The organism is Neobacillus niacini, assembly GCF_048572935.1.
Taxonomy (GTDB): Bacteria; Bacillota; Bacilli; order Bacillales; family Cytobacillaceae; genus Neobacillus; species Neobacillus niacini.
Window position 1 is genome coordinate 1762346 of the sequence record NZ_CP183883.1, and the last position, 15600, is coordinate 1777945.

Below are 15600 nucleotides of genomic sequence, written 5' to 3' on the forward strand. Positions count from 1 at the left end.
AATGAAGCACTATCTGGCCTTTGATATAGGGGGAACACAAATTAAATATGGGATTGTGTCTGAAAAAGGAGATATTCTTTCTCACTTTATAATGGATACAGACGCCCATCTCGGCGGCCGGGCGATCATTGATATTGTAATTGCAGCAGGTAAAAGCATTGTAGCGGACCATGCTGTCAGCGGAATCGCCATTAGCACAGCCGGACAAGTTAATTTCCATACGGGAACCATTGTAGCTGCAGGTGATACAATCCCTCATTATACGGGTGTCGAAATTAAAAAACTTGTCAGTGAGGCCCTCGGTCTGCCAGTTGAAGTTAGAAACGATGTCGACTGTGCAGCCCTTGGTGAAATGTGGCTTGGTGATCACGGCTCAAGCAATTTCATTGCTTTAACCGTAGGTACAGGCATTGGCGGAGCGATTGTGATTGATGGAAAAATGTATTCGGGGCATTCCTTCAGTGCAGGGGAATGGGGCTATATGCTCGTTGACGGAGAACCCTTTGAAAAAAATGCTTCAGTTTCTGGATTAATTCAGTTTGCCAATCACTATAAAGAAAAACGTCAATGGACTGGAAAAGAAATTTTTGACTTATACGACCAGGGTGACGAGCAAATTCAAGAGGCTGTCAGACAGTTTTACCGGTATTTAGCGATGGGCATTGCCAATCTTATTTATATTTTTAATCCGGAAAAGGTCGTCATCGGCGGCGGTGTCACGGCCAGGGGAGAGAGGTTTTTACAAGAGGTGCAGGCAGAAATCAGTAACTATTTGCTTCCTTCTTTTCAAAAAAATACAGAGGTCGTTCTTGCCAAGTTATCGAATCATGCCGGAATGATTGGAGCGGTATACCACTTTATGGATAGAGTGAAAGGGTGAAGGTATTTTGATGGAGCAAGAATTTGTAACAAAATGTTTAAGTTCTTTAACAAAGGTTTTTTCTGACCAACAACTGAATGACAGTGCTGTCAACAAAGGTTCAGCACTTTTAAATGAAACGTACTCTTTTCAGGTTGCCTATAAATCTAGAACACTAGTAAAGGATATAAAAGTTCGGATAGATTCCGCTATGAATGAGCTGATCACGATTCGTACAGTTGGACTGGTTCCTTCTGAACTGCCATGTTACCACGATCATGATGATCTCATCCTGCGGTCAACACCTGGATTATACCCGGACCCGCTTTATCCGGTTACACATGAGTTAATAGGTTTTCCAGAACAGTGGCGATCTATATGGGTTACTGTGGATGTTCAGAGAGATGTGATTGCAGGAGAATACCCGATTGAAATCATTTTTGAAAGAGAAAACGGGGATATCATAGGCAGGGAAACGTACCGATTAGAAGTGATCCAAGCGGAACTTCCTCAACAAAAATTACTACATACCGAATGGTTCCACACCGATTGCCTGGCTACTCTTTATAATGTAGAGGTTTTTAGTGAAGAGCATTGGAGAAGAATTGAGCAATTTGTTCAAACAGCGGCAAAGCATGGCATGAATATGATACTCACCCCAATCTTTACACCTCCTTTAGATACGGAGGTCGGGGGAGAGCGGCCGACTGTGCAGCTTGTTGATGTAGAAAAGACAGGTGAAGCCTACTCTTTCCAATTTGAAAAGCTAAAAAGATGGGTTGATTTATGTGAAAAACAAGGGATAAAGTATTTTGAGTTTTCCCATCTCTTTACCCAGTGGGGAGCAAAGCATGCTCCGAAAATCGTTGGTTATGAAAATGGCGAATTGAAACAATTATTTGGCTGGGAAACGGATGCAATGAGTCCTGAATATCGAAGTTTTCTGCAACAATTTCTTCCTAGTTTGATAGATTTTATTAACCAAAATGAAATAGAGAATCAATGTTTTTTCCATGTGTCGGATGAGCCGCATTTACCACAGGTTGAATCATATGAAAAAGCCAGCACCATCCTGAAAGAATACGTAAAGGATTTTCCAGTGATTGACGCACTTTCTGACTATACTTTTTATGAAAAAGGACTCGTCCAAACTCCGATTGTTTCCAATGATCATATCCAGCCCTTTTTGGAGAATGGAGTAGAAAATCTTTGGACTTATTATTGCTGTGCACAATATCAAAAGGTTGCAAACCGATTTTTCTCGATGCCATCGTTCCGTAATCGAGTTTTAGGTATCCAGTTATATAAATATAAAATCGCTGGCTTTCTTCATTGGGGATATAATTTTTGGTATGCACAATATTCAAAAAAGGCAATTGATCCATTCAAAAATACTGATGCCAATTATGCATTCCCTTCCGGAGACGCTTTTCTCGTTTATCCGGGTGAAGATGGTCCGATTGAATCGATAAGGCTCGAGGTAATGAATGAAGCACTGCAAGATTTAAGAGCGCTTCAATTACTGGAAAATTTAGTTGGCAGAGAACAGGTTTTATCCTTTTTGGAGGAAGGACTTGATCATGAAATTACCTTTGATCACTATCCTCTTGACCAAGAGTGGTACCTGTTAAAAAGGGAACAGCTGAATCACAAGATTAAAAAAGAGATGTTACAACTAACGCAAGCTCTAGGCTAACCATTTAATTAAAAGGAGCAATCATCATGATCGTTAATCATATTAGTAATATAAATTTTTACAAAGGTCTCAATGAGAAATTTGATAAAGCCTTTGAATATATCCAAAACACAAATTTTGAACAGTTTGAGCCGGGTTTCTATGAAATGGAAGGAGAAGAACTTTTCTTCAATGTAGTTGAATATGAAACAAAAAGTACAGAGGAGCGTGTATGGGAATCACACAAAAAATATATCGATATCCAACTAATGGTAAAGGGAAAAGAATTCATCGGCTATGAGCTTTTTGATAGATTGAAAATAAAAGAGGACTACAATGAGCAGGATGATATTTATTTTTTGGAAGGCAGTCTGCAATCAAAGGTAAAACTTGAAAAAGGTGATTTTATCATTTGCTATCCACAAGATGCTCATATGGCTGGAATAATGGTTAATGGAGATGAAAAAGTGAGAAAAGTCGTCTTCAAAGTAAAAATATAAGATAGTTAAGATTCTGAAGGGTAGACTAGTATCGAACCATCCACCGTTGTTAAAAAGTTCAAAATTAATTGACATATGGCTACTATTTTGTTAGATTCGTGTTATCGGTAACACGAATCTTTGTGCGCTTGGAATTTGAAATTATCGTATATTTAATTGAATGATAGAAACTCAAAATAAATTCAATGAAGGAAGGAAGGTCTCTATGTCAGGATTAACGTATAATCAACAATCGTTTTTATTAGATGGCAAAGAAATTCGCTTATTAAGCGGGGCGATGCATTATTTCCGTACCGTGCCGGAATACTGGGAGGATCGTTTAGTAAAGTTAAAGGAATGTGGCTTTAATACCGTTGAAACCTATGTGGCATGGAATTTACATGAACCTGAGGAAGGACAGTTTGTTTTTGAAGGCCTTGCTGACATTGAGCGCTTCATCCAAACGGCAGAAAAGGTTGGTCTTCATGTTATTGTCCGCCCTGGCCCGTACATTTGTGCTGAATGGGAGTTTGGCGGTTTCCCTTATTGGTTATTGACGGTGCCGAATATTCAACTACGCTGTTATAATCAACCGTATTTAGAAAAAGTGGATGCGTTTTTTGATGTGTTATTTGAACGATTGCAGCCATTACTTCGTTCTAATGGCGGCCCAATTATTGCCATCCAGGTTGAGAACGAGTACGGCAGTTATGGGAATGACCAAAAGTATTTGCAATATATGCGGGACACTATCCAAAAACGGATTGGTCAGGAGCTGCTATTCACTTCAGATGGTCCGGCACCAAGTATGCTGAATGGCGGGATGATTGAAGATGTATTTGAAACCGTCAATTTTGGTTCACGAGCAGAAGGCGCATTTGAACAATTAAAGCAATTTCAGCCTAACGCACCGCTGATGTGTATGGAGTTTTGGCATGGATGGTTCGATCATTGGGGTGAGGAGCATCATACGCGTTCCTCTGAAAGTGTCATCGAAACATTGGAGAGTATTTTAGAACAAAATGGATCTGTCAATTTTTATATGGCCCATGGCGGGACCAACTTTGGTTTCTATAATGGAGCCAATCATAATGAGGAAGTTTATCAGCCGACGATTACCAGCTATGACTATGATGGCTTGTTGACAGAATCCGGGGATGTAACAGAAAAATTCTTTGCTGTGCGAAAGACTTTTGAAAAATACGTTGATCTGCCTGAAATGAAATTACCTCCTGTGACACCAAAAAAACAATATGGCGAGGTCTATTTTCCGGAGCGGGTTGCTTTGCTAGATTCATTGAATCAACTTTCAAGTCCACTAGAAAGCAGAACCCCATTAACGATGGAGGAAGCTGGTCAGGGCTATGGGTTCATTGTCTATGAAACGGTGATTAAAGGAGCTTACGGGAAGCAGACAATCACGGTACAGGACATCCATGACCGCGGGCAAATTTATTTAAACGGTGAATATGCAGGTTTAGTTGAGCGGATTGGTGGGCGCTCAAGTATTGAGGTTGATATCACCGCTGCAGAAACAAAACTGCAGATTGTAGTTGAAAATATGGGACGAGTTAATTACGGTCCGTTCCTCAATGATTCTAAAGGGATTACCCAAGGTGTAAGAGCAGGCAATCAATTTTTATTTAATTGGATTGTGTATCCGTTACCGCTAAACGATTTGGGTTCGCTAGTGTTCACAAGTGATGAGGCAAAAGAAAATCATCCTTATCTTCACCGGGGATTCTTACATATTGATGAAGCGGCCGATACGTTTATCGATATGTCGGGGTGGACGAAAGGGGTAGTCTTTGTGAATGGGCATAACCTTGGACGTTATTGGGAAATCGGACCACAGCAGACCCTTTATGTCCCAGCTCCGTTTTTGCAAAAGGGTGAAAATGAAATTGTCGTACTGGAATTACATGACCATAAAGAAAGTATAAGGTTCGTGGACCAGCCGGTGTTAGGATAACTAGCGGGGAAAAGATTTATATCCTGAAATTAAACAATTGGCTAAACAGAAGCAGCTGTCTAAGCATTCCGATATGGTACGGTTTGAGTTAATGGATAAATTCGGGTTTTATGTGACCGAATCTTATGAGCATAACGCGGAATATCATCCATATTTCATTAAAAGCCAATATCCGGAGTTAATTGGAAAATTCAATATTCAACTTGATGAATATCCGAGGCGCTGTGAAAATCAAATCCGCGGCTGGGAGGGCCTGAGGAATTTGGCAATCCCTTTGCCAATGAACCGATGCCTGAATGTTTAACGGAAGATGTCTTTAAGCTTCACCAACAGAAGGAGAATCAACATAGTATTAACCATATGAATGAGTTGGCAAAGACACATTATTTTAGATGGCCTCGACATGGCAAGCAGATTGCAGCCTACGATGATCTACGAATCATTATTGATAATTATGATTGTGCCATCCGCTATATGGATGATCATGTCGGACAGGTACTGAGAAAGTTAGAAGAATTAGGTGTGATCGAAGATACCGCGATTCTGATTAGCGCCGATCATGGGGAAAATATGGGGGAGTTAGGTATTTACTCAGAGCATGGAACCACTGACCAAGGAACTTGGCGAATTCCCATGATTATCCGTTGGCCAAACGGCTTGAAGGGAAGAGTCGATGAGGGATTGCACTATCATCTTGATCTTGCCCCTACACTTGCAAGCTTACTAGGAGCACCAAAGATTGAATCGTGGGATGGGCAAAGCTATTCCGACAGTATTATAAATGGTAGGTCTACAGGTAGAGAATACCTGGTTCTATCACAATGTGCCCATGTTTGTCATCGAAGTGTCCGATTTGGTGATTGGTTATATATCCGCTCGTATCATGATGGATATAATGGTTTCCCAAAAGAGATGTTGTTTAATTTAATCGAAGATCCGTATGAACAAGTAAATCTTTCCCAGGAAAGGCCCGATATATGTAAGGAAGCAGTTTATATCCTAAACGAATGGCATGATGAAATGATGTCTTCGATGGAATATGATGTTGATCCATTATGGACCGTGATGAAAGAAGGCGGGCCTTTGCACGCAAGGGAATATAAAAAATAACAGGATTAGAGATTGTTGGAAAAATGAGGAGGAAGACACTTGGGTAAAGTTCGTGTTGGATTTGTAGGAGCAGGTGGAATTGCGAATGTCCACCTGCAGCATGTCAGTAAAAATGAAAGGGCTTTATTGACGGCGATTTGTGACATTCATGAAGAGACGGCACTACTAAAAGTGAAGCAATATGGCGGGACACCATACACCAATGTGGATGAGATGCTTGAGAATGAAGCGTTAGATGCATTATTTATTTCTGTACCGCCATTTGCTCATGAAGAAATTGAAGAAAAAGCTGCGAAAAAAGGGATTCACTTAATGGTAGAAAAACCATTGGGTTTAGACTATCAAACAGTTGCTAAAAAGGCAGAGGTGATCAAACAATCCGGAATTATCAACGGGGCAGGATATTGCCTGCGTTACTGGGAAACGGTGGCGAAGGCGAAGGAATACTTAAAGGATAAGAAACCCGCCATGGTTCGCGGCCATTATTTATCATCATTTGTTCCGACACCTTGGTACATTGAATGGGAGAAATCCGGAGGTCAGCTTGTTGAACAATCGACGCATATCGTAGATTTAGCGAGATATTTAGGTGGCGAGATCGAACAAGTCTATGCCAATATGAGCCTGCAGGTTCATAACGATGTCCCAAATATTAATATCCCAGATGTGACCTCCATGAATTTCGTGTGTGACTCAGGAGCGGTCGGCCATATCGACAGTACCTTTGCTCAATTTGACCACCGAACAGGAATAGAAGTATTGGGAGAAGATTTTCGGGTTGTTATAGATGGCGGTAATTTGACAATTATCGAAAAAGGGGCTGCACCTTTAAACTTCAAGCCAGAGCTGGATGTTTATGGAGTCCAAGACGACTTATTTATCGAGGCTATTATCAACGGAGACCAAAATTTAATTTTATCCTCCTACGAGGATGGCTTAAAGACACTTGCCGTAACGTTAGCTGCCAATCAGTCTTATGAAACAGGACTGCCGGTGAAAGTGGCTGATTTAAGTAAGTTGGTTATGAAGAATTAAAAGATTAATTTGAGTCTAGTAAATATGAAGCGGAATAAACATGTGGAGGTAATTTCTAATGAAACTTGGTATCAGTTCGTACAGCTTACAAGGCGCAATCAATTCGAAAGAAATGAGTATTTTAGATGTCGTTCAATGGGTCGCTGACCATGGCGGCGAGCACGTGGAAATTGTTCCGATGGGGTTTAGTTTGACTGATGATTTGTCATTGGCAGATTCAGTCCGTCAAAAAGCGGAAGAAGTGGGAATTGAAATTTCTAACTATGCTATCGGAGCAAACTTCCTGACTGACGATTTTGAAAAAGAAATTGAGCGAGTCAAACAGGAAGTCGATATCGCTCATCGTCTTGGTGTAAAGCTCATGAGACATGATGTCGCATGGAAGGCGCCAAACGAAATCTCGATTCGTGATTTTGAAAAGGATCTGCCAAAAATGGTTGAAGCCTGTCAAATAATTGCAGATTATGCTGCACAATTTGGTATTGTGACAAGCGTAGAAAATCACGGTTACTATGTTCAAGCAAGTGATCGTGTGCAGCGTCTGATTCACGCGGTCGATAAGGAAAACTTTAAGACCACGTTAGATACTGGGAATTTCCTTTGCGTTGACGAAGACCCAGTAGCGGCAGTAAAGAAAAATATCTCATACGCATCCATGGTTCATGTGAAAGATTTTTATCAAAGATCGTCTTCATTTGGCCTTGGAGAAGGCTGGTTCCCATCAAGCTCTGGAAAATATTTAAGAGGTGCAATCACCGGGCATGGGGATATCAATCTGCCAGAAGTCTTAAAGGTTATCAAACAATCAGGTTATGACGGCTATATTTCTATCGAATTCGAAGGAATGGAAGAATGCAAAAAAGCCGCAAAAATCAGCTTAGACAATGTAAAAGCCATTTGGGAAGCGGTTTAAATCAGATCTTAGATTCATAGTGCCCGAAATCGGGAGAAAGTGGGGGTTTCGGTCATTATAAAGGGCTCATAGTGCCCGAAATCGAGTAGAAGTGAGGGTTTCGGTCATTATGAAGGACTTATAGTGCCCGAAATGAGGAAAAAGTGAAAGTATCGGTCACTATGAATGGTTCAAAGTGCACCTAATCGAAAAAAATCTAGGTTTCAGGCATTATAAAAGATTCATAATATCCATTTCAAAAAAACGGTGGTGTTAACAATAAATGCAAGAGAAGAACGAGTAAAGTGGTTCATGGAGGACCGTTTTGGTTTGTTTATTCACTGGGGGCTGTATTCAATTCCAGCGAGAGGAGAATGGCTCCGTGCCAATGAACGGTTAACCATTGAGGAATATCAGCCATTTTTTGAGGAATTCAATCCCATCTACTATAACCCGCACGAATGGGCTAAAGCAGCCAAAGCAGCCGGACAGAAATATGCTGTGTTAACCGTCAAGCACCATGATGGTTTTTGTTTATTCGATAGTCAATTAACTGATTATAAGGCAACCAATACACCAGCAGGCCGTGATCTCATTAAGGAATATGTCGAGGCATTCCGGGCAGAAGGAATAAAGGTTGGGCTGTATTATTCCATTATTGACTGGCACCATCCGCATTTCCCTAAGTACGGGGACCGCTATCATCCAATGCGTGACAATGAGGAATATAAAGAGGAAGAAGTAGATTTTTCAAGATATCTTGCCTACTTCCATGGACAGGTTAAGGAATTATTAACGAACTATGGAAAAATTGATATTTTGTGGTTCGACTTTTCCTATGATGATATGACAGGAGAAAAATGGGAAGCAACGAAACTTATGGAGATGATCCGCGAGTTGCAGCCGGATATTCTGATTGATAACCGCCTTGGCGGCAATATTAAGCTAGCTGAGCCTGAAAGCTATGCAGGGGATTTTTACTCTCCGGAACAAATTATTCCTGTAGGCGGGATTGTCAATATCAATCAACAGCCGATTCCATGGGAAGCCTGTATCACCTTGAATGATCATTGGGGTTATCATTCTAAGGATTTGAATTACAAATCTCCGAAACAGGTGATTCGCACACTGGTCGAGTGTGTCAGTAAAGGCGGCAATCTATTGCTAAATGTCGGCCCAAATGCTAAGGGGGAAATTCCTGAACAATCCCACGAGATTTTACAGATAGTCGGAAAGTGGATGAGGCAGAATGGGGAAAGCATCTATGGATGTACAGCTGCTGATTTGCCAAAGCCGGAGTTGGGAAGGTATACCCAAAAAGGGAACTATTTATATGCCCATGTATTTGACCGGGGAATCGGACCGATTTATTTTCAAGGATTAAAAGGCAGAATTAAAAAAGCCAGGCTCCTTGCTGATGGAAGTGAACTGAAGGTGGAGGTTCCTTGGATGGCGGAGCAGTATTCAGATATTGAAAATGGCGCGTTCATTCATTTATCAGGAGCACAGCTTCCAGATGAAATGGATACCGTTATTGAACTAGAATTACGAGATTGAATTAGGAGAGGATGGGAACGATGGATAAATTAAAAATTGGTGTAATCGGAGCAGGTTCGATTTCAGATATGCATTTTCAGTCTTATGCAAAACATGAACAGGTTGAAATCCATGCTATTTGTGATTTGAATGAAGAAAGAGCAGAAGAAAAGAAGAAAAAATACAATGCGGAAGTCATTTATACAAACTATGAAGACTTATTGATGAACCCGCAAATTGATGCTGTCAGTATTTGTACATGGAATAATTCTCATGCAGAGATTGCCATTGCTGCTTTGAATGCTGGCAAGCATGTATTAGTTGAAAAACCATTATGTAAAACGGTTGAGGAAGCGCTAAAGGTAGAAGAAGCGGTAAAGAAAAGCGGGAAAATCCTTCAAGTAGGCTTTGTCCGTAGATTTGGAACGAATACAAAAGTTCTTAAATCGTTTATTGACTCTGGTGATCTTGGCGAAATTTATTATGCAAAAGCTTCGATACTAAGACGTTTAGGAAACCCTGGCGGCTGGTTTGCTGATAAGGAAAGATCAGGCGGAGGTCCGCTTATCGATATCGGTGTCCATATCATTGATTTATGCTGGTATCTAATGGGGAAACCAAAAGTGAAATCCATTAGCGGAAACACTTATTCGAAACTTGGAAATCGAGCGAATATTAAAAACCTATCTTTCTATAAAGCAGCGGATTATGATCCTAGCATTAATAAAGTAGAAGATCTTGCCAATGCCCTGATTCGTTTTGAAAATGGCGCTTCTTTAATGATCGATGTCAGTTTTACCCTTCACCATAAGAAGGATGAAACATCTGTTAAAATTTTTGGCGATAAAGGCGGAGCAGAAATTGAACCTGAACTTGTTATTGTAACAGAAAAAAATAATACGATCTTAAATGCCCAGCCGCAAATTGATTCGCTGTCCTTTGATTTCAACAATGCTTTCCAAAATGAGATTAACCATTTCATTAAGTGCTGCCAAGGTGAAGAACAAACCAACAGCCCAGTGGAAGATGGCGTGGAATTAATGAAAATATTATGCGGTATCTATGAATCAAGTGAAACAGGTAAAGAGATTTCTTTTGACCGATCCAACGTAACGGTTTAGGACATGGAGATTTAAATATTCGCGAACTGATCAAGCTTGTAAAGGGATCCGGATATGACGGCTATCTTACGGTTGAATTTGAAGGAATGGAAGATTGTCAGGTTGGTACGAAGATTGGAATGGAAAATGTAAAAAGACTTTGGGATGAGGTGAAAGTTTATGAAACTATCAAATAAAATCGGAATTATTGTGGACAGCCTCCGATTGCCGCTCCGTGAAGGTTTAAAGACAGCTAAGGAGATGGGTGCAGATGGCGTTCAAATCTATGTGGTGGATGGAGAAATGGCTCCAGAAAATTTAACTTCTGCTGCTCGAAAGGAATTAAAGGATTACATTTCTTCATTAGGGTTAGAAATATCTGCCCTTTGCGGTGATCTCGGAGGCCATGGATTTCAGGATCCAGAATTGAATCCGCAAAAAATTGAAAAATCAAAGAGAATCCTAGATTTGGCCGTTGAATTAGGAACGGATATTGTGACAACTCATATTGGGATTATTCCTGAAGACCCAGCCACCACTGTGTATGAATCGATGCAAAAGGCGTGTGAGGAATTAGGGGTATATGCAAAAAGCTTAAATGCTTATTTTGCGATAGAAACAGGCCCGGAAACCTCCTTAAGACTGAAGACATTCTTAGATACTCTTAGCACCAATGGTGTTTCCGTCAATTTTGATCCGGCGAATATGGTAATGGTAACTGGAGATGATCCTGTTGAAGGAGTTAAGCTTTTGAAGGATTACATTGTTCATACACATGTGAAGGATGGAGTCCGAAATAAACCAGTAGATCCTCGTGATGTTTATGGCGCACTTGGCTATGGCGGCGGAGTGGATCATGAACAAATTGCGAAGATGGTAACTGAAGGGGAATTTTTCAGAGAGTTACCGTTAGGTGAGGGAAAAGTGGATTTTGTAAATTATTTCGCTGCACTACAATCGATTGATTACAATGGGTACTTAACTATTGAAAGAGAAGTTGGGTCAAACCCTGTTCATGATATCGGTGAGGCCATTAAGTTTATTCGGACATTTAAGTAAGTGGTAGATCAACTTTAATAAAATGATTTAGATGTCATTTACAACAATAGGGCTGGACGAAAAAAGGTCCGGCCCTATTCTATTTGAAAGAAGCGGGATTGAAAAGATTTGTATTTTCAAGTTTATTGGGGATTGGGGTGGATCTAATGAGCATTGGCTGCTTGACGACAGAACATCGCAATATAAGCGTGATGTGAAAGACGGTATCTGAGGTTTCCCTTCAAGCTTAAAATACGCACCGGAAAGTACAAACAGTGCTGTGCAGACCTTCGTGTCAGCTAGAACCTAAATTATGTGGAATATAAGTAGAAATTTATATCGTTTAATGATTTTCCTCATCTTCCAAAAGTATTTTGTAGATGGAATTGCAGGTTCAATTAAATAATAGATCACGTTGAGTTTTATGAATTTTTTAAGGTTTTGAATTGACATAAAGGATCGAAGTGTTGAAATTTTGTTATCGATAACAAATAAGAAATAAGAATTTTTTTATGAATAATAGAACTATTTTAACAAATGTCGAAATTTCATTAAATCTATTTAAATATGATGCTATTCTTTGGAGGAGTAGCTGAAAGGGTTTTCAGAAGGTTGTAAGTGAAAGAAAATATCATTATTCAAAAAAGAACTTTTTGGAGGTATTTTGAATGATTAAGAGAAATGATTGGGAAAACATTGCTGTATTGCATAAAAACAGATTGCCTGAACGGGCGTACTTTCTATCGTTTTCCGACGAACGTTCAGCATTAACATATGATAGAGGAAATTCCCAGGGATTTAAACTGTTAAATGGAAGCTGGAAGTTTCATTATGCTGAAACCCCAGTACTCGCTCCTGAGAATTTTCACCAAGATCATTTTGATGTAAGTGACTGGGATGAACTCATCGTTCCTTCCCATTGGCAGATGAATGGATATGGAAAGCCGCATTATACCAATGTTGTGTACCCGTTTCCTGTGGACCCGCCGTATGTACCGACGGAAAACCCAACGGGCTCCTATCGCAGGAGTTTTTATATCCCTGCACAATGGCTGCAGCAAAAAATCATCTTACATTTTGAGGGTGTAGACAGTGCGTTTCATGTGTGGGTCAATGGTCAGGAGGTCGGCTATAGCCAGGGCAGCCGAATTCCAGCTGAATTTGATATCACCCCTTATATCCATGAAGGCGAAAATACATTAGCCGTTCGAGTCTATCAATGGTCGGATGGTACCTACCTAGAAGACCAGGATATGTGGTGGTTAAGCGGGATCTTCAGAGATATGTATTTAGTAGCAAAACCAAAGGTTCATATTCAAGACTTTTTTGTCACCACCAACCTTGATGAGCAGTATCAAAATGCGACTCTTTCCATTAACACGGTCGTTGAAAATGGCACCAGCCAAGTATTTGAAAATTATCAGCTTGAATACCGCCTTCTTAATCAAGACGGGGCTTTGGTGACAAGTAATTCACAGAAGCTGCTACTGCACAACAATCAATTACTCAGTGTTAATATCAACATTCCCGTAGAGAATCCTGAAAAGTGGTCCGCGGATCATCCATATTTGTACCATTTATTAATTACCTTAAAGGATGATGCCGGAAATCGGATAGAAGTGGTTCCGAATAAAACAGGATTCCGTTCGATCGAATTGAAGGATGGTGTTGTCCTCATAAATGGTAAAGCCATTAAATTCAAGGGTGTCAATCGTCATGACTCACACCCAGATCGAGGACGGGCCGTGCCACTCGAGGCAATGAAGAAGGATGTCATCCTGATGAAACAGCATAATATCAATGCGGTCAGGACAGCCCATTATCCAAATGATCCGAGATTCTATGACCTTTGTGATGTGTATGGTCTTTATGTCATCGATGAAGCGGACTTGGAAACCCATGGCTTTGAACATACTGGTAATGCTTTACTAGGTAATAATCCTGATTGGGTAAAGGCGAATAGTGATCGAGGCAAGTTAAGTGATGATCCCGAATGGGAAGAGGCTTATATTGATCGAGCAAAACGGATGGTTGCCCGCGATAAGAACCACCCTTCGGTTATCATGTGGTCATTAGGAAATGAATCAGGCTTTGGATGTAACCATGAAGCAATGGGCAAATGGATCAAAGAGAATGACCCGACACGCCTTGTCCACTATGAAGGTGAAGTTAGAAGCATAATGATGCAAGACGACGATAACCCAAAAAGAGATCCAGCCGTTTCTGATGTGCATACAACGATGTACACATCGATTGAAATAATGGAACAATTAGGGCAAAGAACTGATCTGAACAAGCCTCATATTCTCTGTGAATACATCCATGCGATGGGGAATGGTCCTGGCGGCATTAAAGAGTATTGGGATCTATTTTACCAATATAAACGTTTACAAGGTGGTTTTGTCTGGGAATGGTGTGACCATGGAATCCGCCAATTTACGGAAGAGGGCGAGGAATACTTCGCTTACGGCGGCGATTTCGGTGACAAACCAAATGATTATAATTTTGTTGTTGACGGGCTTGTGATGCCTGATCGAACACCTTCCCCAGGTTTAATTGAATTTAAAAAAGTGATTGAACCTGTTCATGTAGAGGCTGTTGATCTGAAAACTGGAACGGTGCGTATTAGGAACCGTTATGATTTTATTTCTTTAGATCACTTGAACTTTTCATGGTCGGTCGAAGCTGATGGCAAGATTATTGATCAAGGTGTGCTGCCAGCCCCAGATGTAGCACCAGGTGAAACGACAACGCTGGCAATTCCGTATAAGCTTCCAGAGCTGATCCAGCCGGAAAGGGATTATTGGTTAAACCTTCAATTTACGCTGGCCGCTGATATGCTATGGGGAAAAACAGGGCATGAGATTGCTTGGGCGCAGTTTGAATTACCTGTTACAAGCAGTGTTGAAAGGAAAGTGGTTGACTCTCTTCATCAACACCTTGATTGTCAGGAATGGAATAACAAGCTGCTGGTTCAAGGAGAAGACTTCCAAGTTGAGTTTGATCTCGTTTTTGGAAAACTGAATTCTTGGTCTTATCGAGGAGTTAATCTATTGGAAGAAGGACCAAAGCTTCAATTATGGCGTGCTTTAATTGACAATGATCACCGTTCAGCCGCTGACTGGAAGCGGTACGGTTTACATTGGCTGCAGCACCGAGTTAATGGGGTCGAGTGGCAGCAAACAGCGGGCGATAAGGTTGTTATCACTTCCAGCGTTCGGATTGCCCCGCCTATTTTAGCCTGGGGAATTAGCGTCACCTATACGTATAGTATTCATAGTAATGGTGAGCTATCAATCGATGTAAAAGGCAGCCCTGAAGGAAATGGACCGGAAACTCTCCCGCGTCTTGGCTTGCAAATGAAGCTGCCGGTTGCTTTAGATGCTGTATCCTGGTATGGACGAGGACCGGGCGAGGCCTATAGTGACAGCAGAGAGGCTAATCGTGTAGGTGTTTTTGCTAAAAAAGTGGAAGGGCTATACACTCCATATATTTTTCCACAGGAAAATGGCAATCGCCATGAGGTTCGCTGGGTATCGCTAACGAATGCTGGCGGCATAGGCTTTGTTGCAGCAGGCGAGCCTACACTTGATTTCAGTGCCCACTACTATACAACGGAAAACATGGATCAAGCACAACATACCTATGATTTAATCAAGCAGGATTTTATTACCTTGAACCTTGATCATCAGCAGCATGGTCTTGGATCTGCCAGCTGCGGACCAGATGTAACGGAACACTATCGCTTAAAAAATAAGGAGTTCCAATTTGCTGTTCACTTAAAGCCAGTTTCTACGGACGAGGGTTCGCAAGTGGAAATCAGCAAGTCGTTAAGGGCAAAGTATAGCAAGAAGGAAAGCGGTATTCCTGTAGTATAGAGGATCCAAAAAACAATTCAAATTAA

12 protein-coding genes and 2 pseudogenes are annotated in these 15600 nt (G+C 40.9%); all 14 read left to right on the forward strand.

Annotated elements, in window-relative coordinates; all coding sequences use genetic code 11:
- Position 1: 1 nt before the first annotated feature.
- The 14 genes and pseudogenes from ACN6MT_RS08300 (at position 2) to ebgA (ending at position 15574) form a co-directional block, all read left to right on the forward strand.
- Positions 2-880: an ROK family protein gene (locus tag ACN6MT_RS08300; RefSeq protein ID WP_419955490.1), complete on the forward strand. Its 879-nt coding sequence runs from the start codon at positions 2-4 to the stop codon at positions 878-880.
- Between the two features lie 10 nt (positions 881-890).
- Positions 891-2555: a DUF4091 domain-containing protein gene (locus tag ACN6MT_RS08305; RefSeq protein ID WP_419955491.1), complete on the forward strand. Its 1665-nt coding sequence runs from the start codon at positions 891-893 to the stop codon at positions 2553-2555.
- Positions 2556-2581: 26 nt separating this feature from the next.
- Positions 2582-3034: a YhcH/YjgK/YiaL family protein gene (locus ACN6MT_RS08310; protein WP_419955492.1), complete on the forward strand. Its 453-nt coding sequence runs from the start codon at positions 2582-2584 to the stop codon at positions 3032-3034.
- Between the two features lie 205 nt (positions 3035-3239).
- On the forward strand, positions 3240-4985 hold the full coding sequence (locus ACN6MT_RS08315) for a glycoside hydrolase family 35 protein (protein ID WP_419955493.1): 1746 nt from the start codon (positions 3240-3242) through the stop codon (positions 4983-4985).
- A 7-nt stretch (positions 4986-4992) separates the two neighbouring features.
- Positions 4993-5247, forward strand: a pseudogene (locus ACN6MT_RS08320) (alpha-glucosidase/alpha-galactosidase); the annotation flags it as partial.
- A 26-nt stretch (positions 5248-5273) separates the two neighbouring features.
- A complete protein-coding gene (locus ACN6MT_RS08325; RefSeq protein WP_419955494.1) occupies positions 5274-6095 on the forward strand; it encodes a sulfatase in 822 nt (273 codons plus the stop codon).
- Positions 6096-6134: 39 nt separating this feature from the next.
- On the forward strand, positions 6135-7130 hold the full coding sequence (locus ACN6MT_RS08330; protein ID WP_419955495.1) for a Gfo/Idh/MocA family protein: 996 nt from the start codon (positions 6135-6137) through the stop codon (positions 7128-7130).
- A 58-nt stretch (positions 7131-7188) separates the two neighbouring features.
- Positions 7189-8043: a sugar phosphate isomerase/epimerase family protein gene (locus tag ACN6MT_RS08335; RefSeq protein WP_419955496.1), complete on the forward strand. Its 855-nt coding sequence runs from the start codon at positions 7189-7191 to the stop codon at positions 8041-8043.
- Between the two features lie 291 nt (positions 8044-8334).
- Entirely contained in the window at positions 8335-9579 is a 1245-nt protein-coding gene (locus ACN6MT_RS08340) for an alpha-L-fucosidase (protein WP_419955497.1), read from the forward strand.
- A 20-nt stretch (positions 9580-9599) separates the two neighbouring features.
- On the forward strand, positions 9600-10679 hold the full coding sequence (locus ACN6MT_RS08345; protein ID WP_419955498.1) for a Gfo/Idh/MocA family protein: 1080 nt from the start codon (positions 9600-9602) through the stop codon (positions 10677-10679).
- Positions 10676-10855: pseudogene (locus ACN6MT_RS08350) on the forward strand (sugar phosphate isomerase/epimerase); the annotation flags it as partial. The gene ACN6MT_RS08345 and the pseudogene ACN6MT_RS08350, both read left to right, overlap by 4 nt.
- Positions 10839-11717 carry a sugar phosphate isomerase/epimerase family protein gene (locus ACN6MT_RS08355; protein ID WP_419955499.1) on the forward strand — a complete coding sequence of 293 codons (879 nt, stop codon included), beginning with the start codon at positions 10839-10841 and terminating at the stop codon, positions 11715-11717. The pseudogene ACN6MT_RS08350 and the gene ACN6MT_RS08355, both read left to right, overlap by 17 nt.
- A 31-nt stretch (positions 11718-11748) precedes the next feature.
- Positions 11749-11928, forward strand: a complete 180-nt coding sequence (locus ACN6MT_RS08360) for a hypothetical protein (protein ID WP_419955500.1) — start codon at positions 11749-11751, stop codon at positions 11926-11928.
- 436 nt (positions 11929-12364) lie between these two features.
- Positions 12365-15574 carry a beta-galactosidase subunit alpha gene (gene ebgA / locus ACN6MT_RS08365; protein ID WP_419955501.1) on the forward strand — a complete coding sequence of 1070 codons (3210 nt, stop codon included), beginning with the start codon at positions 12365-12367 and terminating at the stop codon, positions 15572-15574.
- Positions 15575-15600: the final 26 nt, after the last annotated feature.